The sequence below is a fragment of the Streptococcus sp. oral taxon 071 str. 73H25AP genome (genome assembly GCF_000146755.1).
GTDB classification, from domain to species: domain Bacteria; phylum Bacillota; class Bacilli; order Lactobacillales; family Streptococcaceae; genus Streptococcus; species Streptococcus oralis_T.
This window is the reverse complement of record NZ_GL397254.1, coordinates 1,376,172-1,401,127: the sequence shown is the minus strand read 5'-3', so window position 1 is coordinate 1,401,127 and position 24,956 is coordinate 1,376,172. Positions and strand designations below refer to the sequence as shown.

Annotated in this window: 24 protein-coding genes and 1 riboswitch; of the genes, 18 read left to right on the top strand and 6 right to left on the bottom strand. The window is 43.6% G+C overall.

Features of this window, described 5'->3' with window-relative positions:
• Positions 1–14 precede the first annotated feature (14 nt).
• The 9 genes from mvk (at position 15) to tig (ending at position 8,343) form a co-directional block, all read left to right on the top strand.
• Positions 15–893 (top strand): mevalonate kinase, encoded by an 879-nt coding sequence (gene mvk, locus HMPREF9189_RS09120; protein WP_000592864.1) that lies wholly within the window; start codon positions 15–17, stop codon positions 891–893.
• Positions 875–1,828 carry a diphosphomevalonate decarboxylase gene (mvaD, locus tag HMPREF9189_RS09115; RefSeq protein WP_000373463.1) on the top strand — a complete coding sequence of 318 codons (954 nt, stop codon included), beginning with the start codon at positions 875–877 and terminating at the stop codon, positions 1,826–1,828. The genes mvk and mvaD overlap by 19 nt, the downstream gene beginning before the upstream one ends.
• A complete protein-coding gene (locus HMPREF9189_RS09110; RefSeq protein ID WP_000562383.1) occupies positions 1,815–2,822 on the top strand; it encodes a phosphomevalonate kinase in 1,008 nt (335 codons plus the stop codon). Before mvaD ends, HMPREF9189_RS09110 begins: the two co-directional genes overlap by 14 nt.
• Complete coding sequence (gene fni, locus HMPREF9189_RS09105; protein WP_000210658.1) at positions 2,806–3,807, top strand: type 2 isopentenyl-diphosphate Delta-isomerase; 1,002 nt, start codon at positions 2,806–2,808, stop codon at positions 3,805–3,807. The genes HMPREF9189_RS09110 and fni overlap by 17 nt, the downstream gene beginning before the upstream one ends.
• 166 nt (positions 3,808–3,973) lie before the next feature.
• The gene (gene liaF / locus HMPREF9189_RS09100; protein ID WP_000714482.1) at positions 3,974–4,672 is read left to right on the top strand and encodes a cell wall-active antibiotics response protein LiaF; all 699 of its coding nucleotides are present in this window, start codon (positions 3,974–3,976) and stop codon (positions 4,670–4,672) included.
• Complete coding sequence (locus HMPREF9189_RS09095; RefSeq protein ID WP_000744935.1) at positions 4,669–5,667, top strand: sensor histidine kinase; 999 nt, start codon at positions 4,669–4,671, stop codon at positions 5,665–5,667. The genes liaF and HMPREF9189_RS09095 overlap by 4 nt, the downstream gene beginning before the upstream one ends.
• Before the next feature lie 10 nt (positions 5,668–5,677).
• Positions 5,678–6,310 carry a response regulator transcription factor gene (locus HMPREF9189_RS09090; RefSeq protein WP_000698447.1) on the top strand — a complete coding sequence of 211 codons (633 nt, stop codon included), beginning with the start codon at positions 5,678–5,680 and terminating at the stop codon, positions 6,308–6,310.
• On the top strand, positions 6,311–6,967 hold the full coding sequence (locus HMPREF9189_RS09085) for a DNA alkylation repair protein (protein ID WP_000050070.1): 657 nt from the start codon (positions 6,311–6,313) through the stop codon (positions 6,965–6,967). It begins immediately after the preceding gene.
• A 92-nt stretch (positions 6,968–7,059) separates the two neighbouring features.
• On the top strand, positions 7,060–8,343 hold the full coding sequence (gene tig, locus HMPREF9189_RS09080) for a trigger factor (protein ID WP_000116509.1): 1,284 nt from the start codon (positions 7,060–7,062) through the stop codon (positions 8,341–8,343).
• A 48-nt stretch (positions 8,344–8,391) separates the two neighbouring features.
• On the opposite strand, the gene HMPREF9189_RS09075 is transcribed toward tig, so the two are convergent.
• From HMPREF9189_RS09075 to rnhC, 3 genes are all read right to left on the bottom strand, one after another.
• Positions 8,392–10,761 (bottom strand): ATP-dependent RecD-like DNA helicase, encoded by a 2,370-nt coding sequence (locus HMPREF9189_RS09075; protein ID WP_000454455.1) that lies wholly within the window; start codon positions 10,759–10,761, stop codon positions 8,392–8,394.
• 128 nt (positions 10,762–10,889) lie between these two features.
• On the bottom strand, positions 10,890–11,504 hold the full coding sequence (gene lepB / locus HMPREF9189_RS09070) for a signal peptidase I (RefSeq protein WP_001083995.1): 615 nt from the start codon (positions 11,502–11,504) through the stop codon (positions 10,890–10,892).
• A gap of 3 nt (positions 11,505–11,507) precedes the next feature.
• Positions 11,508–12,389, bottom strand: a complete 882-nt coding sequence (gene rnhC, locus HMPREF9189_RS09065; RefSeq protein ID WP_000146894.1) for a ribonuclease HIII — start codon at positions 12,387–12,389, stop codon at positions 11,508–11,510.
• A gap of 86 nt (positions 12,390–12,475) precedes the next feature.
• On the opposite strand from rnhC, the gene zapA reads away from it, so the two are divergent.
• The 6 genes from zapA (at position 12,476) to HMPREF9189_RS09035 (ending at position 19,130) form a co-directional block, all read left to right on the top strand.
• Positions 12,476–12,778: a cell division protein ZapA gene (zapA, locus tag HMPREF9189_RS09060; RefSeq protein WP_000002028.1), complete on the top strand. Its 303-nt coding sequence runs from the start codon at positions 12,476–12,478 to the stop codon at positions 12,776–12,778.
• A complete protein-coding gene (locus HMPREF9189_RS09055; RefSeq protein ID WP_000623543.1) occupies positions 12,775–13,323 on the top strand; it encodes a CvpA family protein in 549 nt (182 codons plus the stop codon). Before zapA ends, HMPREF9189_RS09055 begins: the two co-directional genes overlap by 4 nt.
• Positions 13,324–13,436: 113 nt before the next feature.
• On the top strand, positions 13,437–15,773 hold the full coding sequence (locus HMPREF9189_RS09050) for an endonuclease MutS2 (protein ID WP_001092931.1): 2,337 nt from the start codon (positions 13,437–13,439) through the stop codon (positions 15,771–15,773).
• Positions 15,774–15,941: 168 nt separating this feature from the next.
• Positions 15,942–16,030: riboswitch (glycine riboswitch) on the top strand.
• Between the two features lie 89 nt (positions 16,031–16,119).
• On the top strand, positions 16,120–17,442 hold the full coding sequence (locus HMPREF9189_RS09045; protein WP_000891454.1) for a sodium:alanine symporter family protein: 1,323 nt from the start codon (positions 16,120–16,122) through the stop codon (positions 17,440–17,442).
• 130 nt (positions 17,443–17,572) lie between these two features.
• Positions 17,573–18,121, top strand: coding sequence for a carboxymuconolactone decarboxylase family protein (locus HMPREF9189_RS09040; RefSeq protein WP_000206769.1), 549 nt, complete (start codon positions 17,573–17,575; stop codon positions 18,119–18,121).
• 109 nt (positions 18,122–18,230) lie between these two features.
• On the top strand, positions 18,231–19,130 hold the full coding sequence (locus tag HMPREF9189_RS09035) for a TDT family transporter (protein WP_000735945.1): 900 nt from the start codon (positions 18,231–18,233) through the stop codon (positions 19,128–19,130).
• Positions 19,131–19,153: 23 nt separating this feature from the next.
• Here the strand turns inward: HMPREF9189_RS09035 and serS are convergent, their stop codons facing one another.
• The 3 genes from serS to HMPREF9189_RS09020 all read right to left on the bottom strand — a co-directional run bounded on the left by serS (position 19,154) and on the right by HMPREF9189_RS09020 (position 22,380).
• On the bottom strand, positions 19,154–20,428 hold the full coding sequence (gene serS, locus HMPREF9189_RS09030; RefSeq protein WP_000884211.1) for a serine--tRNA ligase: 1,275 nt from the start codon (positions 20,426–20,428) through the stop codon (positions 19,154–19,156).
• A 213-nt stretch (positions 20,429–20,641) separates the two neighbouring features.
• Complete coding sequence (locus HMPREF9189_RS09025; RefSeq protein WP_000079373.1) at positions 20,642–21,013, bottom strand: DUF956 family protein; 372 nt, start codon at positions 21,011–21,013, stop codon at positions 20,642–20,644.
• A gap of 2 nt (positions 21,014–21,015) precedes the next feature.
• Positions 21,016–22,380 carry an aspartate kinase gene (locus HMPREF9189_RS09020; protein ID WP_000864452.1) on the bottom strand — a complete coding sequence of 455 codons (1,365 nt, stop codon included), beginning with the start codon at positions 22,378–22,380 and terminating at the stop codon, positions 21,016–21,018.
• Positions 22,381–22,662: 282 nt separating this feature from the next.
• On the opposite strand from HMPREF9189_RS09020, the gene HMPREF9189_RS09015 reads away from it, so the two are divergent.
• The 3 genes from HMPREF9189_RS09015 (at position 22,663) to HMPREF9189_RS09005 (ending at position 24,947) form a co-directional block, all read left to right on the top strand.
• On the top strand, positions 22,663–23,448 hold the full coding sequence (locus tag HMPREF9189_RS09015) for an enoyl-CoA hydratase (RefSeq protein ID WP_001015589.1): 786 nt from the start codon (positions 22,663–22,665) through the stop codon (positions 23,446–23,448).
• Positions 23,449–23,538: 90 nt separating this feature from the next.
• Positions 23,539–23,973: a MarR family winged helix-turn-helix transcriptional regulator gene (locus HMPREF9189_RS09010; RefSeq protein WP_000386336.1), complete on the top strand. Its 435-nt coding sequence runs from the start codon at positions 23,539–23,541 to the stop codon at positions 23,971–23,973.
• Positions 23,973–24,947: a beta-ketoacyl-ACP synthase III gene (locus HMPREF9189_RS09005; protein ID WP_000852966.1), complete on the top strand. Its 975-nt coding sequence runs from the start codon at positions 23,973–23,975 to the stop codon at positions 24,945–24,947. The genes HMPREF9189_RS09010 and HMPREF9189_RS09005 overlap by 1 nt, the downstream gene beginning before the upstream one ends.
• Positions 24,948–24,956 lie beyond the last annotated feature (9 nt).

The following is a 24,956-nucleotide window of genomic DNA, read 5'->3' as shown; positions in this document are numbered from 1 at the left end:
GGTTAAAGGAAAACATGATAAAAAAAGTTGGTGTCGGTCAGGCACATAGTAAGATTATTTTAATAGGAGAGCACGCTGTTGTATACGGCTATCCTGCCATTTCTCTGCCTCTCTTAGAGGTAGAGGTGACATGTAAGGTAGTTCCTGCAGCGAGTCCGTGGCGTCTTTATGAGGAGGATACTTTGTCCATGGCAGTTTATGCTTCGTTAGAATATTTAGAGATTAAAGAGGCCTGCATTCGCTGTGTGATTGACTCAGCTATTCCTGAAAAACGAGGGATGGGTTCGTCTGCGGCTATCAGCATAGCGGCCATTCGTGCGGTTTTTGACTACTATCAAGCCGATCTGCCTCATGACGTATTAGAAATCTTGGTCAATCGGGCTGAGATGATTGCCCATATGAATCCAAGCGGTTTGGATGCCAAGACCTGTCTCAGTGACCAGCCCATTCGCTTTATCAAGAATGTTGGTTTTACAGAACTTGAGATGAACCTATCTGCTTATTTGGTGATTGCTGACACGGGCGTGTATGGTCACACTCGTGAAGCTATCCAAGTGGTTCAAAGTAAGGGTAAGGATGCTCTGCCGTTTTTGCATGCCTTGGGAGAATTGACCCAGCAGGCAGAAGATGCGATTAGACGAAAAGATGCTGAAAAACTGGGACAAATCCTCAGTCAAGCGCATTTACATTTAAAAGAAATTGGTGTCAGCAGCCCTGAGGCAGACTCCCTCGTTGAAACGGCTCTTAGCTATGGTGCTCTAGGTGCCAAGATGAGTGGTGGTGGGCTAGGAGGCTGTATCATAGCCTTGGCAACCAATTTGACACACGCTCAAGAACTAACAAAACGATTAGAAGAGAAAGGAGCTGTTCAGACATGGATCGAGAGCCTGTAACAGTACGTTCCTACGCAAATATTGCCATTATCAAATACTGGGGAAAGAAAAAAGAAAAAGAGATGGTTCCTGCTACTAGCAGTATTTCTTTAACTTTGGAAAATATGTATACAGAGACGACCTTGTCGCCTCTACCGAAGGATGCGACGGCTGATGCATTTTATATCAATGGTCAGCTCCAGAGTGAGGCTGAGCATGCTAAGATGAGCAAAATCATTGACCGTTACCGTCCGGCTGGGGAAGGTTTTGTCCGTATCGATACCCACAACAACATGCCTACTGCAGCGGGCCTGTCCTCTAGTTCTAGTGGTTTGTCCGCCTTGGTCAAGGCTTGCAATGCTTATTTCCAGCTTGGTTTGGATCGGAGTCAGTTGGCACAGGAGGCTAAGTTCGCTTCAGGTTCTTCCTCTCGTAGTTTTTATGGACCACTCGGTGCCTGGGACAAGGATAGTGGAGAGATTTACCCTGTAGAGACAGACTTGAAACTAGCTATGATCATGTTGGTGCTAGAGGACAAGAAAAAACCAATTTCTAGCCGTGATGGGATGAAACTCTGTGTGGAAACCTCGACGACCTTTGATGACTGGGTACGCCAGTCTGAGAAGGATTATCAGGATATGCTGCTTTATCTCAAAGAGAATAACTTTGCCAAGGTTGGGGAACTAACGGAGAAAAATGCCCTTGCTATGCACGCCACGACCAAAACAGCATCGCCAGCCTTTTCTTATCTAACGGATGCGACTTATGAAGCGATGAACTTTGTTCGCCAGCTTCGTGGGCAAGGAGAGGCCTGCTACTTTACCATGGATGCTGGTCCCAATGTCAAGGTTCTCTGTCAGGAGAAAGACTTGGATCATCTATCTGAAATCTTTGGTCAACGTTATCGCTTGATTGTGTCAAAAACAAAGGATTTGAGTCAAGATGATTGCTGTTAAGACTTGTGGAAAACTCTATTGGGCTGGTGAGTACGCCATTTTAGAGCCAGAACAGCTGGCCTTGATAAAGGCGATACCTATCTATATGAGGGGAGAAATTGCCTTTTCTGATAGCTACCGTATCTATTCAGATATGTTTGATTTCGCAGTGGACTTGACGCCAAATCCTGCCTACAGCTTGATTCAAGAAACGATTGCTTTAGTGGAAGATTTTTTGACCTATCGAGGTCAGGATTTAAGGCCTTTTTCTCTAGAAATCAGTGGAAAAATGGAACGGGAAGGCAAAAAGTTTGGTCTGGGTTCTAGTGGTAGCGTCGTTGTCTTGGTGATCAAGGCCCTACTGGCCCTATATGATATTACGGTTGATCCGGAACTCTTGTTCAAGCTGGCTAGCGCGGTCTTGCTCAAGCGAGGCGACAATGGTTCTATGGGAGACCTTGCCTGTATTGTGGCAGAGAATTTGGTTCTCTACCAGTCGTTTGATCGAAAGAAGATAGCTACGTGGTTGGAAGAAGAAAACTTGGCGACAGTTTTGGAGCGCGATTGGGGTTTTTCTATCTCACAGATAAAACCAGGTCTAGAATGTGATTTCCTAGTGGGATGGACCAAGGAAGTGGCTGTATCGAGTCAAATGGTTCAGCAAATCAAGCAAAACATAGACCAGAATTTTTTAACATCCTCAAAAGCAATGGTGTCTGCTTTGGTAGAAGCCTTGGAGCAGGGGAATGCAGAAAACATCATCGAGCAGGTGGAAACAGCCAGCCAGCTCTTAGAAGGCTTGAGCCCAGATATATACACACCTTCGCTGAGACAGTTGAAAGAAGCCAGTCAAGATTTGCTGGCTGTTGCCAAGAGTAGTGGTGCTGGTGGTGGTGACTGTGGCATTGCCTTGAGTTTTGATGAGCAATCAACTGAAACCTTTAAAAATCGCTGGGCCGATCTGGGGATTGAGCTCTTATACCAAGAAAGGATAGGACATGACGACAAATCGTAAGGACGAGCACATCCGCTATGCCCTTGAGCAAAAAAGCTCCTATAATAGCTTTGATGAGGTTGAGTTAATCCACTCTTCGCTACCGCTCTATGACCTAGATGAGATTGATTTGTCTACAGAATTTGCAGGTCGAAAGTGGGACTTTCCTTTTTATATCAATGCCATGACGGGTGGGAGCAAAAAAGGTAAAGAAATCAATCAAAAGCTGGCTCAGGTGGCAGAAGCCTGTGGGATTTTATTTGTGACGGGTTCTTATAGCGCAGCCCTAAAAGATCCAACAGATGGCTCTTTTTCTGTCAAATCTAGCCATCCAAATCTCCTCCTTGGAACCAATATTGGATTGGACAAGCCTGTTGACCTAGGACTTCAGACTGTGCAAGCAATGGATCCTGTTCTCCTGCAGGTGCATGTCAATGTCATGCAGGAATTGCTCATGCCCGAGGGAGAAAGGAAGTTCAGAAGCTGGCAATCGCATCTAGCAGATTATAGCAAACGCATCCCTGTTCCTCTTGTTTTAAAAGAAGTCGGTTTTGGCATGGATGCCAAGACCATCGGGAGAGCCTATGAACTGGGTGTTCGAACCTTTGACCTGTCAGGTCGTGGTGGTACCAGTTTTGCCTACATTGAAAACCGTCGTAGTGGTCAGCGTGACTACCTCAATCAATGGGGACAATCCACCATGCAAGCCCTTCTCAATGCCCAAGGCTGGAAAGACAAGGTCGAACTCTTGGTCAGTGGAGGTGTTCGGAACCCGCTTGATATGATTAAGTGCCTGGTCTTTGGAGCCAAGGCTGTGGGACTGTCACGTACCGTTCTAGAGTTGATTGAAACCTATTCCGTCGAAGAGGTGATTGGCATTGTCCAAGGCTGGAAAGACGATCTGCGTTTGATCATGTGTGCCCTTAACTGTGCCACCATAGCGGATTTGCAAAACGTAGACTATATTCTTTATGGCAAACTCAAAGAAGCAAAAGATCAGATGTAGAGAGGTCGGGACAAGAATCCCGCCCTTTTTTGTAGCCTTTTGTCAACTGTAGTGAGTTGATGAAACCAAGCTTGTACGAGCGATTTCTGTCCCATCTCCTTTTTCCATCCTCAGACCGAGGTGACTTTTTTGAATTGTGATAAAATAGAAGGGAGAGGATGCAGCTATGAAAAAATTTCAAATCTTTTTATTTATTGAAGCCTGTCTATTGACGGGAGCTCTGATTTTGATGGTATCAGAGCATTTTTCGCGTTTTCTGCTGATTCTATTCCTCTTTTTGCTCTTGCTCCGTTATTATACAGGTAAAGAAGGCAATAACGTTTTCCTCCTTGTGGCGACCATACTCTTCTTTTTCATCGTTATGCTTAATCCCTTTGTGATTCTAGCCATCTTTGTGGCAGTTATCTATAGCCTCTTTCTTCTCTATCCAATGATGAACCAAGAAAAAGAGGAGACTGACCTGGTTTTTGAAGAAGTCGTGACGGTAAAAAATGAACGCAATCCTTGGTTTGGCAATCTCCATCATTTCTCTAGTCACCAGACCTGCCAATTTGATGATATCAACCTCTTTCGCCTCATGGGCAAGGACACCATTCATCTAGAAAGAGTTATCCTAACCAATCATGACAATGTCATTATCCTTAGAAAAATGGTCGGAACGACTAGGATTATCGTACCTGTAGATGTGGAAATCAGCCTCAGTGTCAACTGTCTTTATGGAGATCTTACCTTCCTTCATCAACCTAAGAGATCCCTTCGTAATGAACACTATCATCAGGAAACCAGAGACTACCTCAAGAGTAACAAGAGCGTCAAAATTTTCCTAACCAGTATGATTGGAGATGTGGAGGTGGTTAGAGGATGAAAAAGCAATCCTATCTATTAATCGGGCTGACTTCTCTCCTTTTTATCCTCTTTTTGACCAATAGTCTACTGGATATTCTCAATCTTGATTGGTCCTATTTGCTACAAGATATCGAAAAACTGGAAAAGTTAATCTTCTTGATCTTTGTCTTTAGTCTTTCCATGTCCTTCTTTTTTGTCCTCTTTTGGAGGGTGATGGAAGAAATTTCTCGCAGAAAAATGCAGGTCAATCTCAAGCGCTTATTAGCAGGGAAAGAACTAGTTTTTTTTGCAGATCCAGACTTGGATGCCAGTTTCAAGTCCTTATCTGGTAAGCTCAATCTTTTGACAGAAGCTGTTCAAAAGGCTGAAAACCAAAGCCTAGTCAAGGAAGAAGAAATCATCGAGAAAGAACGGAAGCGGATAGCGCGTGACTTACATGATACGGTTAGTCAGGAGTTGTTTGCGGCGCATATGATTTTATCAGGTGTCAGTCAGCAGGCTTTGAAGCTTGATAGAGAAAAGATGCAGATCCAGTTGCAAAGTGTCGCAGCCATCCTCGAAACAGCCCAGAAAGATCTACGGGTCTTGCTCTTGCATTTGCGACCCGTTGAGTTGGAAGACAAGAGTCTGGTTGAAGGGATTCAAATTCTCTTAAAAGAACTTGAGGACAAGAGTGATCTCAAGGTAAGTCTCAAGCAAAATGTGTCTAAATTGCCTAAGAAAATCGAAGAGCACATCTTCCGCATTATTCAGGAGTTGATCAGCAATACCCTTCGCCATGCTCAGGCATCTTGTTTGGATGTCTATCTCTATCAGACAGATGTTGAATTGCAGCTGAAAGTGGTGGACAATGGGATTGGCTTCCAGTTAGGGAGTTTAGACGATTTGAGTTATGGACTGCGAAATATTAAGGAGCGGGTTGAAGATATGGCTGGAACAGTTCAACTCTTGACAGCACCTAAGCAAGGACTGGCGGTTGATATCCGTATTCCCCTGCTCGACAAGGAATCATAAAGGAGTAGAGATGAAAATTTTACTGGTAGATGACCATGAAATGGTCCGATTGGGCTTGAAAAGCTACTTTGACCTCCAAGAAGATGTAGAAGTTGTGGGTGAGGCGGCCAATGGGTCTCAAGGTATTGACTTGGCCTTGGAATTACGTCCAGATGTCATAGTCATGGATATCGTCATGCCTGAGATGAATGGGATTGATGCTACCTTGGCCATCCTCAAAGAATGGCCTGAAGCCAAGATTTTGATAGTGACCTCTTACCTAGACAATGAAAAAATCATGCCGGTCTTGAATGCTGGTGCCAAAGGTTATATGCTCAAGACTTCTAGTGCAGACGAATTGCTCCACGCTGTCCGTAAGGTGGCTGCTGGCGAGCTGGCCATTGAACAAGAGGTCAGCAAGAAAGTCGAATACCACCGCAATCATATCGAGCTTCATGAGGACTTGACTGCGCGTGAACGAGATGTGCTTCAACTCATTGCCAAGGGCTACGAAAATCAACGGATCGCAGATGAACTCTTCATCTCTCTCAAGACGGTCAAGACCCATGTGTCCAACATCCTTGCCAAGCTTGAGGTTAGCGATCGCACCCAGGCAGCGGTCTATGCCTTTCAGCACCACTTGGTCGGGCAGGAGGACCTTTAGATGAGTCTTGCAGAGTTACTTGAGGAGCTAGAAGCAGCAAAAGACCCTGAGAAAGCAGACCCAATGGAAGCCTATATGCGCCATCAATTTCCCTTTCTAGGCATTGCGGCGCCAGAAAGAAATGCGCTCTATAGAAAATACTTTCCAAGCGCGAAAAAAACAAAGATTATCGATTGGGATTTTGTAGACACTTGCTGGGAAAAGGAGCCTAGAGAATACCAATATGTGGCTGCCAACTATTTGAAAGCCATGCAGTCTTATCTAACGAAGGACGATTTGCCTAAGCTTGAGCGCCTGGTCGTGATCAAGTCTTGGTGGGACACGGTAGATATTCTAGATCGAGTAGTAGGAAGTTTGGTGGCTAACCATCCGGAACTTGAAGAAGTGCTTTTAAAATGGAGCCTATCAGACAATATCTGGCTGAGACGAGTCGCTATTGACCACCAGTTGTTAAGAAAAGAGAAAACAAATGTCCAACTGATGGAAAAGATCCTGCTCAACAATCTGGACCAGACAAAATTTTTTATCAACAAAGCCATCGGTTGGGCCCTAAGAGACTACTCTAAAACCAATCCCGAATGGGTAGCACGTTTCATTGAAAAAAATAAGAAACGAATGGCTGAACTCAGTATCAGGGAAGCGAGCAAGTACCTTTAGCATCATTGAAAAGCGCATTCATTACTTGAAAATTAACCGTAGTTTATGCTATAATAGACTGTATTTAAAAAATTTTAAGGAGAAATGACAGAATGTCTGTATCATTTGAAAACAAAGAAACAAACCGTGGAGTCTTGACTTTCACTATCTCTCAAGACCAAATCAAACCAGAATTGGACCGTGTCTTCAACTCAGTAAAGAAAACTCTTAACGTTCCAGGTTTCCGTAAAGGTCACCTTCCACGTCCTATCTTCGACCAAAAATTTGGTGAAGAGTCACTTTACCAAGACGTTATGAACGCTCTTTTGCCAAACGCTTATGAAGCTGCAGTAAAAGAAGCTGGTCTTGAAGTGGTTGCGCAACCAAAAATTGACGTAACTTCAATGGAAAAAGGTCAAGACTGGGTTATCACCGCTGAAGTCGTGACAAAACCTGAAGTGAAATTGGGTGACTACAAAAACCTTGAAGTATCAGTAGATGTAGAAAAAGAAGTAACAGACGCTGATGTTGAAGAGCGTATCGAACGCGAACGCAACAACTTGGCTGAATTGGTTATCAAAGAAGGCGCTGCTGAAAATGGCGACACTGTTGTGATCGACTTCGTTGGTTCTATCGACGGTGTTGAATTTGACGGTGGAAAAGGTGAAAACTTCTCACTTGGACTTGGTTCAGGTCAATTCATCCCTGGTTTCGAAGACCAATTGGTTGGACACTCAGCTGGTGAAACTGTTGATGTTCTTGTAACATTCCCAGAAGACTACCAAGCTGAAGACCTTGCAGGTAAAGAAGCTAAATTCGTAACAACTATCCACGAAGTAAAAGCTAAAGAAGTTCCAGCTCTTGATGATGAACTTGCAAAAGATATCGACGAAGAAGTGGAAACACTTGCTGAATTGAAGGAAAAATACCGCAAAGAATTGACTGCTGCGAAAGAAGAAGCATACAAAGATGCCGTTGAAGGTGCAGCAATCGATAAAGCTGTAGAAAATGCTGAAATCGTAGAACTTCCAGAAGAAATGATCCACGAAGAAGTTCACCGTTCAGTAAATGAATTCCTTGGAAACTTACAACGTCAAGGGATCAACCCTGACATGTACTTCCAAATCACAGGAACTACTCAAGAAGACCTTCACAAACAATACGAAGCAGAAGCTGAGTCACGTACGAAGACTAACCTTGTTATCGAAGCAGTTGCCAAAGCTGAAGGATTTGACGCTTCAGAAGAAGAAATCCAAAAAGAAATCGAGCAATTGGCAGCAGACTACAACATGGAAGTTGCACAAGTTCAAAACTTGCTTTCAGCTGACATGTTGAAACACGATATCGCTATCAAAAAAGCTGTTGAATTGATTACAAGCACTGCAACAGTTAAATAATCTTAAAAGAGAAAAGAGCCCACCTGACTAGGTGGGCTTTCTGCTGTACTATTTTCCAAAAATCTCTTTTAAGTCTGCATCTGTAATCCCAATCATGGCTGGGATGCTAGACCAGTTTTCCTCGGTGAGGATGTAGGAGAGTTCAGAGTCACTTGCTGTGGCAGTTTCAGAGAAGGCTTGTTTACTTTCTTCAATATTATTTTCAATTAGATCACTGAAGCGCTCAATCAGATAGGTCTTACGGGCAGTTCCGATATGTTTAACTGCATAGTCAAATGCCTGTAATTCGCCAAGAAGGATGAGTTTGCTCTTGGCCCGTGTGATAGCTGTGTAGATGAGATTGCGTTCCAGCATGCGCTTACTGGCACTGGTAATAGGCAGGATGACAACGGGAAACTCACTCCCCTGCGACTTATGAATACTCATGGCATAAGCCAGGCGGATCTTGTACCATTCGTTACGTGGGTAGATGACCTCATTTCCATCAAAATCAATGACAATCTCGTCTTGTTTGGACTCGGTGTATTTTCCAGGAATCAAATCTGTGATGTAGCCTAGGTCTCCATTAAAGACATTGACTTCGGCGTCATTGACTAGGTGAATGACCTTGTCACCCTTGCGATAGAAGCATTTGGGAGCTTCAAAACTGAGTTGGTCTTTTTGTGGTGGATTGAGCAGGTCTTGCATGAGCTGGTTGATGGCGTCAATGCCAGCAGTTCCTCGATACATAGGCGCTAGCACCTGAATATCACGAGCCGGAATGCCACTTCTGAGGGCAGCACCAAGAATTTTCTCAATCGTAGCTGGGATATGGCCACTAGCGATTTCAAAGTAGGAACGGTCAGCTTTTTTCTGGGTAAAGTCAGCTGGCAAGATGCCTTGTCGAATTTGACTCGCCAAGGTAACGATAGTTGATTCTTCGCTCTGACGGTAAATCCGTTCCAAGCGAGTCTGCGGAATCAGTTGAATCTGGAGTAGGTCAGCTAAGACTTGTCCAGGACTGACAGAAGGTAACTGGTCGCTATCACCCACGATGAGAATTTTACTATTTGAGGAGATATTGGAGAAGAGTTGGTTAGCTAGCCAAGTGTCCACCATAGAAAACTCATCCACGATGATGAAGTCGGCATCCAGATAATCTTCCAGATGGCTGGTATCATCATCTCCCGTCATTCCCAAATGGCGGTGTATGGTAGCACTTGGCAATCCTGTCAATTCATTCATGCGCCGAGCGGCTCGACCAGTTGGGGCAGCGAGAAGAATAGGTAAGTTGCTCTTTTTCTTGAGATTGAGTCCTTCAAGCAGGGCATAGACAGCGATAATCCCATTGATAACAGTGGTTTTACCTGTACCAGGTCCACCTGTCAGGATAAAGACCTTGTTCTGGATGGCGTCACAGATAGCTTGCTTTTGGATACTATCGTATTGGATACCCAGTTCTTCCTCAACACTAGCGATATGCTTTTGAATGGCTTCCAAATCATGACTCTTTTGCTTTCCTTTTTCGAGGATACGAACCAAGTTATTGCGGATGCCTTCTTCGGCGAAAAAGAGGCTGTTATCAAAGATTTTGGTATCTACCTGTTGGATTTTATCTTCTTCGATCAAATGAGCTAATTCCTGAGCTACTTGGCTGGGATCGAGTTCCACGGGACGGGAAGACTCGAGGAGAGTAAGTGTCTGTTCCAGCAAATCTCGAGCCTCCATATAGGTATCGCCCGTATCCATACAACCTTGAAAGAGACTGTGGACAAGGCCAGCACGGAAGCGTTCAGGAGCTTGACTTTCGATGCCTAGTTCGGCAGCTAATTGGTCGGCGATGGTAAAACCCAAGCCTTTGATATCCTCGACCAGCTGGTAGGGATAATTTTCAACCACATCCAGAGTTTCCTCCTTGTAAAAGTCTTGAATCTGAAAGGCTAGTTTATTGGGAATGCCGTAGTTGGCAAGTTTAGCCAAGACCATTTCTGTCCCATAGTTGAGACGGAGGGTGGAGACAAAAGCCTCACGGTTTTTGGTAGAGAGTCCAGCAATGCTTTCCAGCTTTTCAGGATGCTCCAGAATTTCGTCTATGGTATTGTCACCATAGCTATCCACGATTTTTTTGGCCGTTTTGAGACCAATCCCCTTGAAATGGCTACTGGAAAAGTACTTGACCAGCCCATTTTTGGTTGGTTTTGCCCGCTCATAACGGCTGAACTGAAGCTGTTCTCCATACTTGGAGTGCTGAACAATTTGCCCCCAAAAAGTGTAGTCTTCCCCTTCAATCACGTCCGCCATGGTTCCTGTAACGATGATTTCAAAATCGTCAAAGTCCTCCACATCGGTATCTTCGATATCTAAGAGGAGGATGCGATAAAAATTACTGGGATTTTCAAAAATAATGCGTTCAATGGTGCCTGAAAAATAAACTTCCATAGGTTTCCTTTACATGAGTTCGTGAGAATTGGTCTCTTGGCCACTTTGAAAAGCTAGATGACGAAAAGGCCTTCTTCTCGCAATAGAAAAAGAGGCTGAGACTTAGCATTCTCGGCCTCTTCCTTATCTTAAAAAGTTCCGATACGGTTAAGTGGCCAGAAACGGAATTTTGCTTCGCCTTTGATATCGCTGGCCTTGAAAGTACCGACATGGCGGCTGTCGCTAGAGACTAAACGATCGTCACCAAGGAGAAGGTACTCACCTTGAGGGACAGTAAAGCTGAAGCTGGTGTTGGAATTGACATCGACCGTAAAGGCTTGTGCTTTTTGAGCAAGTTCTCTAAAGTAAACTCCCTTATTGCCTTCAAATCCTTTGCCAGTATAGGTATTTTGCAACTTTTCTGTTTTGAACAAGTTGAGATATTCTGCTAGGTAAGGTTCATTCGTTTCTTCACCGTTGATAAAGAGTTTGTCATTTTCGTAGCGGATGGTATCTCCAGGCATGCCGATAACCCTTTTGACAATGTCTTTATTTCCTTCTTCCTCATGCGCAACCACGATGTCGAATCGGTCAATTGGGAGATGTTTAACAACGAAGAGAACTTCTCCATCGGCTAGGGTAGGGTCCATCGAGTGTCCTTCCACGCGGACATTGCTCCAAAGAAAGATACGGCTAAGACCTACCAGCGCGATAATCAGGAAGAAAACTCCCCATTCTTTTAGAAATGTTTTAAACGAATTCATAATTTACCTTTCTAGAAGTGCTTTGGCTTTTTCAGTATTTTTAAAATGCAGTTTGGCACAGAAATGAAGTCCTTTCATGCCATAGGCTTGAAGGATTTTGCTAGCAACCTTATCAGATGCAGTTCCAGCGCCACTTGGCAGTTGATAGCCTAGTTCTCGTCCAAGATTTTCTAAGTTTTCGAGGAAGAGATCCCGCGCGATGATGGAGCTAACCGCAACAGCCAGGTATTTGCCCTCAGCTTTTTCTTCCAAAGTGATCTTGTTTGGAAAATGATTGGCTTCTTGCGCCAAGTACTTGTCATAGTTTTTAGCGCTTGTAAAAGCATCAATGACGATTTTTTCTGGCTGGACTCCTTTTTGAAGCAGGAGAAAAATAGCCTGATTGTGAAGGGCAACTTTTACAGAAACAGCATTGTAACGCTCTCCGATAACTTCGTTGTACTTGCTCGGTGAAAGGAGAAGCGCTTGGTGCTGGATTTTTTCCTTGAGAATAGGGGCAATTTGACGAATCTTTTGATCTGTCAGAGTCTTAGAATCCCCCACACCGAGTTTTCGCAAGAAGTCGTGCTGATCAGGTGTCACGAAGGAAGCCACGACAGCCAGAGCACCAAAGTAGGAACCATTTCCCACCTCATCAGTCCCAATCATAGGAAAATCTTGTCCACTGGTTTCCTCTACAACTTGATAGCCAAAGAAACTGGCGTATTGCTCAGCAGCTTCGCCCTGCAGGAGGACTTTTCCAGAAGTATAGATGGAAACTGTTGCCTGAGGGAATCGCAAAAAAAAGCGAATATAGGGATTTTTACTAGGACTGAGAGCCTTCTGATACTGACTTAAAAAGCTCTGAATTTCCTGTTCACTTGGTGTGAGTGTGATACTTGCCATAGTCTCTATTGTACCACAAAAGCAGGAGAATTGGTAAAAACTGACAAAGTTAGCGAAATTTGGTATAATATCGTGAGGTGAATTTTATGGCAAATCTAAATCGATATAAGTTTACATTCGGGAAAAAGACATTAACCTTGACAACCGAGCATGACAACCTCTTTATGGAGGAAATTGCCAAGGTTGCGACTGAAAAATACCAAGCAATTAAAGAACAAATGCCTGGGGCGGATGATGAAACCATTGCGCTTCTTTTGGCGGTCAATTGTCTGTCTACACAACTCAACCGTGAGATTGAATTTGATGACAAGGAGCAAGAGTTGTTAGAACTCCGCCACAAGTTGATTGCTGTTAAACAAGAACAGAGCAAGATTGAGGATTCCCTATGATTTCAATCCTACTCTTATTGGTTCTGGCTTGGGGTTTTTACATCGGCTACCGTAGAGGCTTGGTCCTGCAAGTTTATTATTTCCTCGTTGCAGTGATTTCAGCCTTTGTTGCGGGACAGTTTTATAAATCACTGGGAGAACACTTCCACTTGCTTGTCCCTTATGCCAATCCTCAGGAAGGACAGGGCACCTTTTTCTTCCCTTCAGACCAGCTGTTTCAGCTAGACAAGGTCTTTTATGCGGGTCTGGCCTACCTTCTAGTTTTCGGAATTTGTTACAGTATCGGACGTTTTATCGGTTTGTTCCTACACTTGATTCCAACTAAAAAGCTCGATGTCAAATGGTTCCGTATCGGAGCAGGCCTATTGTCGCTATTGGTAACCTTATTTGTCTTGCAAATGGCTCTGACCATTCTTGCAACGGTGCCTCTGGCAGTCATTCAAAATTCACTCGAAAAAAGTATAGTAGCCAAAAACATCATCCAAAGTGTCCCTTTTACGACAAACTTCATCAAACAACTCTGGGTGACAAATTTAATCGGATAAAAAGGGCGGGATTTTTCCTAGCCCTTTGTTTACAGATTGGACAACTAGGGACAGGTAAAGTCCAAAAATCTCTAGGTACAACAATCTTGTAAACAAGTATACAAGGAAAAAATATGAATACAAAAATACTAGAAACCTTAGAATTTAATAAAATCAAAGCCTTGTTTGAATCGCATCTCCTGACAGAACAAGGGCTAGAGGAGTTAAAAGCCTTGGCTCCAACTGCCAAGGCGGATAAGATCAAGCAAGCCTTTACAGAGATGGAGGAAATGCAAGCCCTATTTGTGGAGCAGCCTCACTTTACAATCCTAGCGACACGTGAAATCTCAGCTGTCTGCAAGCGTCTGGAGATGGGGGCGGACCTCAATATTGAGGAGTTCCTACTTCTCAAACGAGTCTTGCTTGCTAGCAGAGAGTTGCAAGGTTTTTATGCCAATCTTGAAAATGTACGCTTGGAACAGTTGGCGAGATGGTTTGAAAAACTGCATGATTTTCCACACTTGCAAGGGGGTCTCCAAGCCCTAAATGATGCAGGATTTATCGAGAATTTCGCCAGTGAAGAACTGGCACGCATCCGTCGGAAAATCCATGATAGCGAGAGTCAAGTTCGAGATGTCTTGCAAGACTTGCTCAAGCAAAAAGCTCAGATGTTGACGGAAGGCATAATCGCTAGCAGAAATGGCCGTCAAGTCTTACCTGTGAAAAACACTTACCGCAACAAGATTGCAGGTGTTGTTCATGACATCTCTGCCAGTGGAAACACGGTCTATATCGAGCCACGTGAGGTCGTCAAGCTGAGCGAAGAAATCGCTAGTCTGCGAGCTGATGAGCGCTATGAGATGATTCGTATCCTGCAGGAACTATCGGAACGGGTTCGTCCTCATGCTGCAGAGATTGCTAATGACGCTTGGATTATCGGCCATCTGGATCTGATTCGTGCCAAGGTGCGTTTTATTCAAGAAATGCAAGCGGTTGTTCCTCAACTTTCAGAGAATCAAGAGATTCAACTCCTTCATGTTCGCCATCCTTTGGTCAAAAATGCTGTCGCAAACGATGTACACTTCGGTAAGGAATTAACGGCCATTGTCATTACAGGTCCCAATACTGGTGGGAAGACCATCATGCTCAAAACCTTGGGCTTGACCCAACTCATGGCCCAGTCGGGCTTGCCCATTTTAGCTGATAAGGGGAGTCGTGTCGGTATTTTCGAAGAAATCTTCGCAGATATTGGGGATGAGCAGTCTATCGAGCAAAGCCTGTCTACCTTCTCGAGCCACATGACCAATATCGTAGATATTCTTGGCAAGGTCAACCAACATTCGCTTTTATTGCTAGATGAGCTCGGGGCTGGTACCGATCCACAGGAAGGTGCAGCCCTTGCTATGGCTATTTTGGAGGATCTTCGTCTCCGTCAGGTCAAGACTATGGCGACGACCCACTATCCAGAGCTCAAGGCCTACGGTATCGAAACAGCCTTTGTGCAAAATGCCAGCATGGAGTTTGATACTGCGACTCTTCGCCCGACCTATCGCTTTATGCAGGGAGTTCCTGGCCGAAGCAATGCCTTTGAAATTGCCAAACGTCTGGGCTTGTCAGATGTCATCGTAGGAGATGCCAGCCAGCAGGTCGATCAGGATAATGATGTCAACCGCATCATTGAGCAACTGGAAGAGCAGACGCTAGAGAGTCGCAAACGCTTGGACAATATTCGTGAGGTCGAGCAAGAAAACCTTAAGATGAACCGAGCTCTTAAAAAGCTCTACAACGAACTCAATCGTGAAAAAGAAACTGAGCTCAACAAGGCGCGTGAACAAGCTGCCGAGATTGTGGAACTCGCTCTAAGTGAGAGTGACCAGATTCTTAAGAACCTTCATAGCAAGTCTCAACTCAAACCCCATGAAATCATTGAAGCCAAGGCTAAACTGAAAAAACTAGCTCCTGAAAAAGTCGACTTATCTAAAAACAAGGTCCTTCAAAAAGCCAAGAAAAAACGAGCTCCGAAGGTGGGGGATGATATTGTGGTCCTCAGTTATGGACAACGTGGAACCTTGACCAATCAGCTTAAGGACGGCCGTTGGGAAGCCCAAGTCGGTTTGATCAAGATGACCTTGGAAGAGAAAGAATTTGACCTTGTTCAGGCTCAGCAAGAAGCCCCAGTCAAGAAAAAACAAGTCAATGTCGTGAAACGTGCTTCTGGTCGTGGTCCGCAAGCCAGACTGGATCTCCGAGGTAAACGATACGAAGAGGCTATGAATGAGCTGGACGCCTTTATCGACCAAGCCCTGCTCAACAACATGGCGCAAGTCGATATCATCCATGGTATCGGAACGGGAGTCATCCGCGAGGGCGTCACCAAATACCTACAAAGAAACAAACATGTCAAGAGTTTCGGCTTTGCTCCACAAAATGCTGGAGGCAGTGGTGCCACCATTGTAACCTTTAAAGGATAGAGAGAAGAAGGATTCGCTCTTTCTGAAAAAAGAAATGAAAAGTCAAAAAGTTTCATAGAATATATTGACAAAGACTAACTTTTCTTGTAGAATAATAAAAAATAAAATACCAACACCGAATGAAGTTTAATAGAAGTGGAGAAAGGTTTGTTTTCCATGACTGTAAATGGACGGAACTCTGGAGAGACCGTAAAGGCACCGAAGGGGCAAGGCAGGCAACTGCTCAAACTCTCAGGTAAAAGGACAGAGCTAAGATAGACCGCTTTCGGCATTTATCTAAGCATTCCAGAGTACATGTATCTTGCATGTGCTCTTTCTTTTGGGGTTGAAAAGATAGGAGTAGGATATGTTAGAGTTGCTTAAAGCGCTTGATGCTTTTGTTTGGGGGCCTCCCCTCTTGATCTTATTGGTCGGAACGGGTATCTATTTGACCATCCGACTAGGCCTTTTGCAGGTTGTTCGTCTTCCTAAGGCCTTTCAGTTGATCTTTACCAAGGATAAGGGGCATGGCGATGTGTCGAGCTTTGCTGCTCTCTGTACGGCTCTAGCCGCCACCGTGGGTACGGGAAATATCATCGGAGTCGCGACAGCCATTAAGGTTGGGGGAGCAGGGGCCCTCTTTTGGATGTGGATGGCAGCCTTCTTTGGGATGGCAACCAAGTATGCTGAAGGCTTGCTGGCCATCAAATACCGCACCAAGGATGCAAATGGGGCTGTAGCTGGAGGACCCATGCACTACATTCTTTTGGGAATGGGAGAAAAGTGGCGTCCCCTTGCTATCTTCTTTGCCCTAGCTGGTGTATTGGTGGCGCTTCTAGGAATTGGTACCTTTACCCAAGTCAATTCGATTACAGAATCCATTCAAAATACGGCTCAAGTGGAACCAGCTATCACGACTCTGATTTTATCCATTTTTGTAGGGATTGCCGTCTTTGGTGGCCTCAAATCCATATCAAAAGTTTCGACAGCAGTTGTTCCATTTATGGCTATTGTCTATATTCTGGGAACTCTTACAGTTATTCTCTTTAATATCGAGAAAATCCCAGCCACGCTTGCCCTCATCTTTACTTCAGCCTTTAGTCCAGCTGCTGCGGTAGGTGGTTTTGCAGGTGCTAGTATTCGGATGGCTATCCAAAATGGTGTGGCGCGAGGAGTCTTCTCTAATGAATCTGGTCTTGGTTCAGCTCCCATTGCAGCTGCTGCAGCTAAGACAAATGAGCCTGTTGAGCAAGGCTTGATTTCTATGACAGGAACATTTATTGATACGTTGATTATCTGTACTCTGACAGGTTTAACCATCTTGGTAACTGGTGTTTGGAGTGGTGAATTGAATGGAGTTGCCTTGACCCAGTCAGCATTTTCTATGGTCTTTTCACACTTTGGATCTGCCCTCTTGACCATCTTCCTTGTACTCTTTGCCTTTACGACTATTCTCGGCTGGAACTACTACGGAGAACGCTGTTTTGAGTTTCTCTTTGGCGTTCGCTTTATCTGGCTCTATCGAGTGGTCTTTGTGCTCATGGTCTTGTTGGGAGGATTTATCGAGTTGGATATGGTCTGGATTATTGCAGATATCGTCAATGCCTTAATGGCTTTGCCAAACTTGATTGCCCTTTTGGTCTTGTCTCCAGTCGTTGTTGCTGAGACTAAGAAGTATTTTAAGAACTAATCCAATCACACTTTTAGTGTGATTTTTTCATTTCATAAACATTTCCTATCAAGGCAATTGAAAATATATATTATCCAAAGAAGAAATTCTATGATAGACTAAATGACAATAAAATGAAAAGAGGTTTCTTATGACAACATTTACCATCCATACAGTAGAATCAGCCCCAGCAGAAGTAAAAGAAGTTCTTGAAACAGTAGAAAAAGACAACAATGGCTATATTCCCAATCTGATCGGTCTCTTGGCCAATGCCCCTACCGCCCTTGAAGCCTACAGAACTGTCGGAGCCATCAACCGTCGCAATAGCCTAACCCCAGTTGAGAGAGAAGTGGTGCAAATCACGGCAGCTGTAACCAATGGTTGTGCTTTCTGCGTCGCAGGTCACACCGCTTTTTCGATCAAACAAATCCAAATGAATGATGATCTTCTCCAAGCTCTCCGCAACCGTACCCCAATCGAGACAGATCCTAAGCTAGATACTCTAGCCAAGTTTACCTTGGCGGTTATCAATACCAAAGGGCGTGTGGGAGATGAAGCCTTGGCTGAATTTTTGGAAACTGGCTACACGCAACAAAATGCCTTGGATGTGGTTCTCGGTGTTAGTCTTGCTAGCCTCTGCAACTATGCCAACAACCTAGCCAATACACCTATTAACCCAGAATTGCAACCGTATGCTTAATTCATATCTGAGAAAAAATGAAGTCTGAAATAATCGAACTTCATTTTTTAAGTCCTCATTTAAGCGCTTTTATGCTATACTAATAATAACATGATTATTGGAGGCTCGAATGAAAAAGCTCCCCTTGGTATTTTCTGGCTGTTTATTAGGTTTAGCAGGTGCAGGAAATCTGATTGCAGATACTTGGCCAGTTCTGTCGCATTTATTGAGTCTGATTGGTTTGGTGTTGTGGATTTTCTTTCTTATTCTTCATCTTTTTAATTGGGAAGAAACCAAGCAAGAATTGACCAAGCCCCCTCTTTTGTCTGGGATGGCCACTTTTCCCATGGCTGGGATGATTTTATCGACCTATGTCTTTCGCATATTTCATGCTCTTCCTTTGCTAGCACAAGGGATCTGGTGGTTTTCCTTTCTCTTGGATTTAGCTTTGATTGCTACTTTTACCATCAAATTTGCCTACCCAGGTCGAAAGACTAATGCGACTCCTAGCTGGACGGTGCTCTATGTGGGGATAGCTGTGGCAGCCTTGACCTATCCTCTGGTAGGCATTATCGAGATTGCCTATGCGACCTTGAGTTTTGGTTTTGTCTTGACCTTCTATCTCTATCCCCTTATTTATAGGGATTTAAAGAAAACTCCACTCCCAGCGGCCTTGCTTGGACAGGAAGGAATCTACTGTGCTCCCTTTTCTCTACTCCTGGCATCCCTAGTTCGAGTTGGAGGAACAGGCCTACCGACTTGGCTCTTGATCGTCATGATTTTGGCATCTCAGTCCTTCTTTTTCTTTGTTTTAACTCGCTTGCCTAATATTTTAAAACAAGGATTTCAACCAGCCTTCTCAGCCCTCACTTTTCCAACAATTATCACAGCTACTTCGCTCAAGATGGCTCAGGGAATTTTGAAACTTCCATTTCTGGATTATCTGGTGTTGGCTGAAACTGTTCTATGCCTAACTATTTTATTCTTTGTATTGGGTGCTTATCTGATTTGGTTACGAAAAAAGGTCTAGCTAGAAATAGCTAAACCTTATTTTTATGGTTTGATAACCTCAGCTCCACCCATATATGGACGAAGAACTTCTGGGATGGTCACAGAACCATCTGCGTTTTGGTAGTTTTCAAGAATTGCAGCCACTGTACGTCCAACTGCAAGTCCAGAACCGTTCAAAGTGTGAAGGAGTTTTACCTTGCCATCGGCTTCATCTCGGTAACGGATTTGAGCACGACGGGCTTGGAAATCTTCTGTATTTGAACAGCTTGAGATTTCACGGTAGGTATTTTGGGCTGGAATCCAAACTTCCAAGTCGTAAGTTTTGGCAGCTGAGAAGCCCATATCCCCAGTAGAGAGGGCAACGACACGGTATGGAAGATTGAGTTTTTGAAGAATATTTTCAGCGTTGGCTGTCATTTTTTCTAATTCTTCATAAGATTCTTCTGGTTTGGCAAATTTGACCATTTCAACCTTGTGGAATTGGTGCAGACGAATCAAACCACGAGTATCACGACCAGCAGAACCAGCCTCAGAACGGAATGATGGGCTCATAGCAGTGAAGTAGATTGGTAGGTCCTTTCCGTCAAGGATTTCATCGCGATAGTAGTTTGTCAAAGGCACTTCGGCGGTAGGAATAAGGACATAATTAGTGTCTTTCAATTCAAAAGTATCTTCCTTGAATTTTGGATATTGACCAGTACCAAACATAGAATCATGGTTAACCATGTATGGTGTGATGACTTCCGTATAGCCTTCCTTGCCATGCTCATCCAACATAAAGTTATAGATGGCACGTTCCAAACGAGCGCCAAGACCTTTATAGAAGAGGAAGCGAGCACCAGTAACTTTTGCTCCACGTTCCCAGTCAAGGATACCGAGGTCTTCACCCAGATCCCAGTGAGCTTTTGGTTCAAAGTCAAACTCGCGCGGAGTTCCCCAACGGCGAACTTCCACATTGTCATCCTCATCAGCTCCAACAGGAACGCTGTCAGCTGGGATGTTTGGAAGAGTAGTGGTAAATTCTGTCAATTTCGCATCGATTTCTGCCAATTCAGCATCCAAGGCTTTTACTTCAGCAGATAGGGTTTGCATAGCAGCAATCTTGTCATCTGCATTTTCCTTGTTACGCTTGGCTTGGGCAATCTCAGCTGAAACTGTGTTACGTTCTGCTTTGAAAGTTTCAACCTTGACCAAGATGTCACGACGTTTAGCATCGATTTCTTTCATCTCATTTAAGATAGCAGCATCTACACCACGTGTAGCCAATTTTTCTGCGACAGCATCAAAGTCTGTACGAATACGTTTAATATCTAACATAAGAACTCCTTTATGAAAAAAACACACCTGACAAAGCGTTGGAGTGGCAGGGCCACGGTTCCATCCAACTTCACAGGTGTGCACTTGATTGTGTATGTAATTGTTACTAACGGTAGAATTTCACCTATCCCTCCTATCTGCTCGCAGCACCCGCAGACTTTCTGAAAGAAGGAGATAACCTACTTATCCGTTGCTATGATTATACTAAAGTTTCTACTTTTTTGCAAATAGATTTTTGAATTTTTGACCAATGGTCTGGAGTAAAGTCGGAAGTTTCACAACCTTGTCATTGCCAAGTTTTTGCCGAGCGATTTTGAGAATAGCTCCAGAGTCTTTGGAAGCAAAGAGGAATTTTCCTCGATCAGTGAAGACTTCAAAGTGGCGACTGATTTTGCGACCAGTTACGTTGGCTCCAATTCGCTGAATACTGGACCAGGGAATTTGGATATATTGTTCGACATTGACATCAGGATAAAACTCTAAGGCTTGATCCCCGACTAGAAATTTTCCGACTTTTCCAGAGATGGAGAGATAGGATGTTCCAGTGGTTTGTAGGTCAATGACTTTATTGAGTGATTGGGCCATGATTAATCTTCCTTACTTTCATCGAAAAAGGCGTGGTAGAGAGCCTTGATAGCTGCCTTTTCTTGCTCTTTATTGACAACAAACATGATGGAAACTTCACTTGAGCCTTGGGACATCATCTGGATGTTGATCTTGTTTTCAGACAGAGCGCGTGTTGCAGTAGCAGTTACACCAATGTGGCTCTTCATCTTTTCTCCGACAATCATAATGATTGAAAGGTCGTGTTCAATTTCAGCATGGTCCACTTCGGCTTTTTGAACTAACTGACGCAGAATTTCTTCCTCCTTGATAGGAGTCAATTCACGGGAACGAAGGATGATTGAAAGATCGTCGATACCTGTTGGCATATGTTCCCAACCAATGTTAAGATCTTCAAGGATCTGAAGAATCTTACGACCGAATCCAACCTCGCGGTTCATAAGGTATTTTGACATGTTGATGCTGACGAATCCAGAATCACCAGCGATTCCAACGACTGGGAATTTATCGCTACTGTGTTTCAGAACGATACGAGTTCCTGGATGATCAGGATTGTTGGTATTCTTGATGACAAGAGGGATTTTTCCGCGGTAAGCAGGTAGAAGGGCTTCATCATGAAGAACAGAAAATCCAGCGTAAGCCAATTCACGCATTTCACGGAAGGTTAACTCAGGAATGGAGTGTGGTTGATGAATAATACCAGGGTGGGCAGCAAAGATACCGTCTACGTCTGTAAAGTTTTCATAGAGATCAGCCTTGACTCCAGCTGCGATAATGGAACCAGTAATATCTGAACCTCCACGTGAGAAGGTACAGATTTGATTTTCCTTAGTTACGCCAAAGAAACCAGGGATGACAAGGACTTCATTGCTATCAGCCAAGCCCTCAATCTTGTCATAACTAGATGGGATGATACGTGCGTTTCCTGGTTCACTTGTGACAATGATTCCAGCTTCTCTTGGATGAACATAGCGTGCGTCAATGCCGTTTTGGTTAAAGTAGGCTGCAATGAGTTTGGCATTGTTATTTTCTCCAGCCGCTAGGAAGGTATCATAGAGAAATTCATTGTCTTCTATAGGAAGAGTTACCAAGGCACGAATGCTTTTAGAAATCTTTTCTAAAACGGCAGGTTTTAGGCCTAGTTCACTAACCATAGCGGCATAACGATCAATGATCCAGCTTTGGCTAGCGTTGATATCATTTCCCACCACATAGTCGCGATAGTATTTAATCAAGGCATCGGTTACCTTGGTATCTTCAGCATTGCGTTTTCCGGGTGCAGAAACGACTACAAAACGGCGTTCATTATCACTTTTAACGATGTTTAAAACTTTTTCTAACTGACCAGCAGAGGCAAGCGAACTTCCACCAAATTTTATAACCTTCATAAGGACTCCTCAAGTAAGTATTTTATACGATTATAGCAGAAAGAGGGGCATTTTTCAATGAAGAAAATAGCTCCCTGTTATAATAGAAGTAAATGCTAACTTATTCTGAAAAGCGACAACAGCTTAAAAGTAAGAGAGTCAAATTTTATTTACATTCATAAACGGTGGGGAAATAATCAGCTGAGACACTTTCCTTTAGTTTTTCCTTGCCTCTTTATCTAAAAAAAGGTATACTTTGATGATAAAACAATTTTATTGCCTTATAAAAGAAAAGGAGAAGCTATGAATCATATCTTATATCAGATCGTAGATGATCTTGCTATCATCACTTTGAATCGTCCCGAAGTGGCAAATGGTTTCCATATCCCAATGTGTGAGGAAATTTTAGAAGCTTTGACCCTAGCAGAGCAGGATCAAGCTGTGCAGTTCATCTTGATTAATGCTAATGGGAAGGTTTTTTCAGTTGGGGGAGACTTGGTTGAGATGAAACGAGCAGTAGACGAAGATGATATCCCTTCTTTGAATAAGATTGCAGAATTAGTCAATACAATTTCTTTTAAAATCAAGCAAATTCCAAAACCTGTTTTGATGGAGGTAGATGGAGCGGTTGCTGGTGCTGCAGCAAATATGGCAGTAGCAGTCGATTTTTGTTTGGCGACTGACAAGGCAAAATTTATTCAAGCCTTTGTCGGAGTTGGCTTGGCGCCAGACGCTGGTGGGATTCATCTCTTGAGTCGTAGTATCGGGGTAACACGAGCTGCACAACTTGCCATGACAGGAGAAGCCTTAACTGCGGAAAAAGCGCAAGAATGGGGCGTGGTTTACCGTGTTTGTGAAGCTGATAAATTAGAAAAAACAAGAGAACAAGTTCTGAAAAAATTAAGACGAGGTTCAGCAAACTCATACGCAGCGATTAAAAAGTTAGTTTGGGAAAGTCAATTTAAAGATTGGCAAGATTATGCCGAATTGGAATTGAAACTACAAGAATCGTTATCTTTAACTGAAGATTTTAAAGAAGGGGTTCGAGCACATTCTGAAAGAAGAAGACCAAAATTTTCAGGAAAATAAAAAAATACTTGCACAAATCTTTGAAGTTTGTTATACTTTTTCTATCAAATGTTTTGATTGTGAAAGTTTTTTGAGGAGGAGGGAAAAAGTTTGGACTACCAACAAGTAAATGATTATTTAACATCTATTTTCAATAACGTCCTTGTGATTGAGGAGGTTAGCTTACGAGGTAGTCGATTCAAAGACATCTCCATCAAAGAAATGCACACGATTGATGTGATTGGGAAGTTCCCTGAGGCGACGCCTAGTAAGGTTTCCAAAGAACTGATGGTGACCCTGGGAACAGTTACGACGAGCTTGAATAACCTAGAAAGAAAGGGTTACATTGAGCGTATTCGTTCTGATCAAGACCGTCGTGTGGTCTATCTGCATTTGACAAAGAAAGGTCGTTTGGTTCACCGCCTTCACAAACGATTCCACAAGGCCATGGTTGAAAGAATCATTGACGGCATGAGTCCTGAGGAAAAAGAAGTTATGGGGAGAGGCTTGACGAACCTTTATCAATTTTTGGAGGATTTGAAATAATGGCCTTTGCTAAAATAAGCCAAGTTGCTCATTATGTTCCAGAGCAAGTGGTCACTAATCATGACTTGGCTCAAATCATGGATACAAGCGATGAGTGGATTTCAAGTCGGACAGGAATTAAACAGAGACATATCTCAAAAACTGAGTCTACAAGTGACTTGGCGACAGAAGTAGCTAAGAGCTTGTTGGCTAAAGGGAGCTTAACAGCGGATAAGATTGATTTTATCATTGTAGCGACGATTACTCCAGATTCGATGATGCCTTCTACGGCAGCTCGAGTTCAGGCGAATATCGGAGCGCATAGAGCTTTCGCCTTTGATCTGACAGCAGCTTGTAGTGGCTTTGTATTCGCTCTCTCAACTGCAGAAAAGTTTTTAAGTTCTGGACAGTTCAAAAAAGGGATTGTTATCGGGGCTGAAACCTTATCCAAGGCAGTTGATTGGTCAGATCGTTCGACAGCTGTTCTCTTTGGGGATGGTGCTGGTGGGGTTCTCTTGGAAGCGAGCGAAACACGTCACTTCCTTGTGGAAAGTCTCTATACGGATGGTTCTCGGAACGAGTGTTTGACCTATGGTCAAACGGTTTTGGCTTCGCCTTTCTCAGATCAAGAAGCAGTTCCTGCTTTTCTGAAGATGGATGGACGAGCAGTTTTCGATTTTGCAAATCGTGATGTTGCTAGATCGATCAAAGAAACCATTGAAAATGGTCCAATAGCAGCATCGGAATTGGATTATCTCTTACTTCATCAGGCAAATATCCGCATTTTGGATAAGATGGCTAAGAAAATCGGTGTAGACCGAAATAAGCTTCCTGCCAATATGATGGAGTATGGAAATACCAGTGCAGCAAGTATCCCGATTTTGCTCTCAGAGTGTGTGGAGAATGGCATGATTCGTTTAGATAGTAGCCAGACGATTCTCCTATCAGGCTTCGGCGGAGGTTTGACATGGGGCACACTCATTCTTACAATCTAGGTAATCATG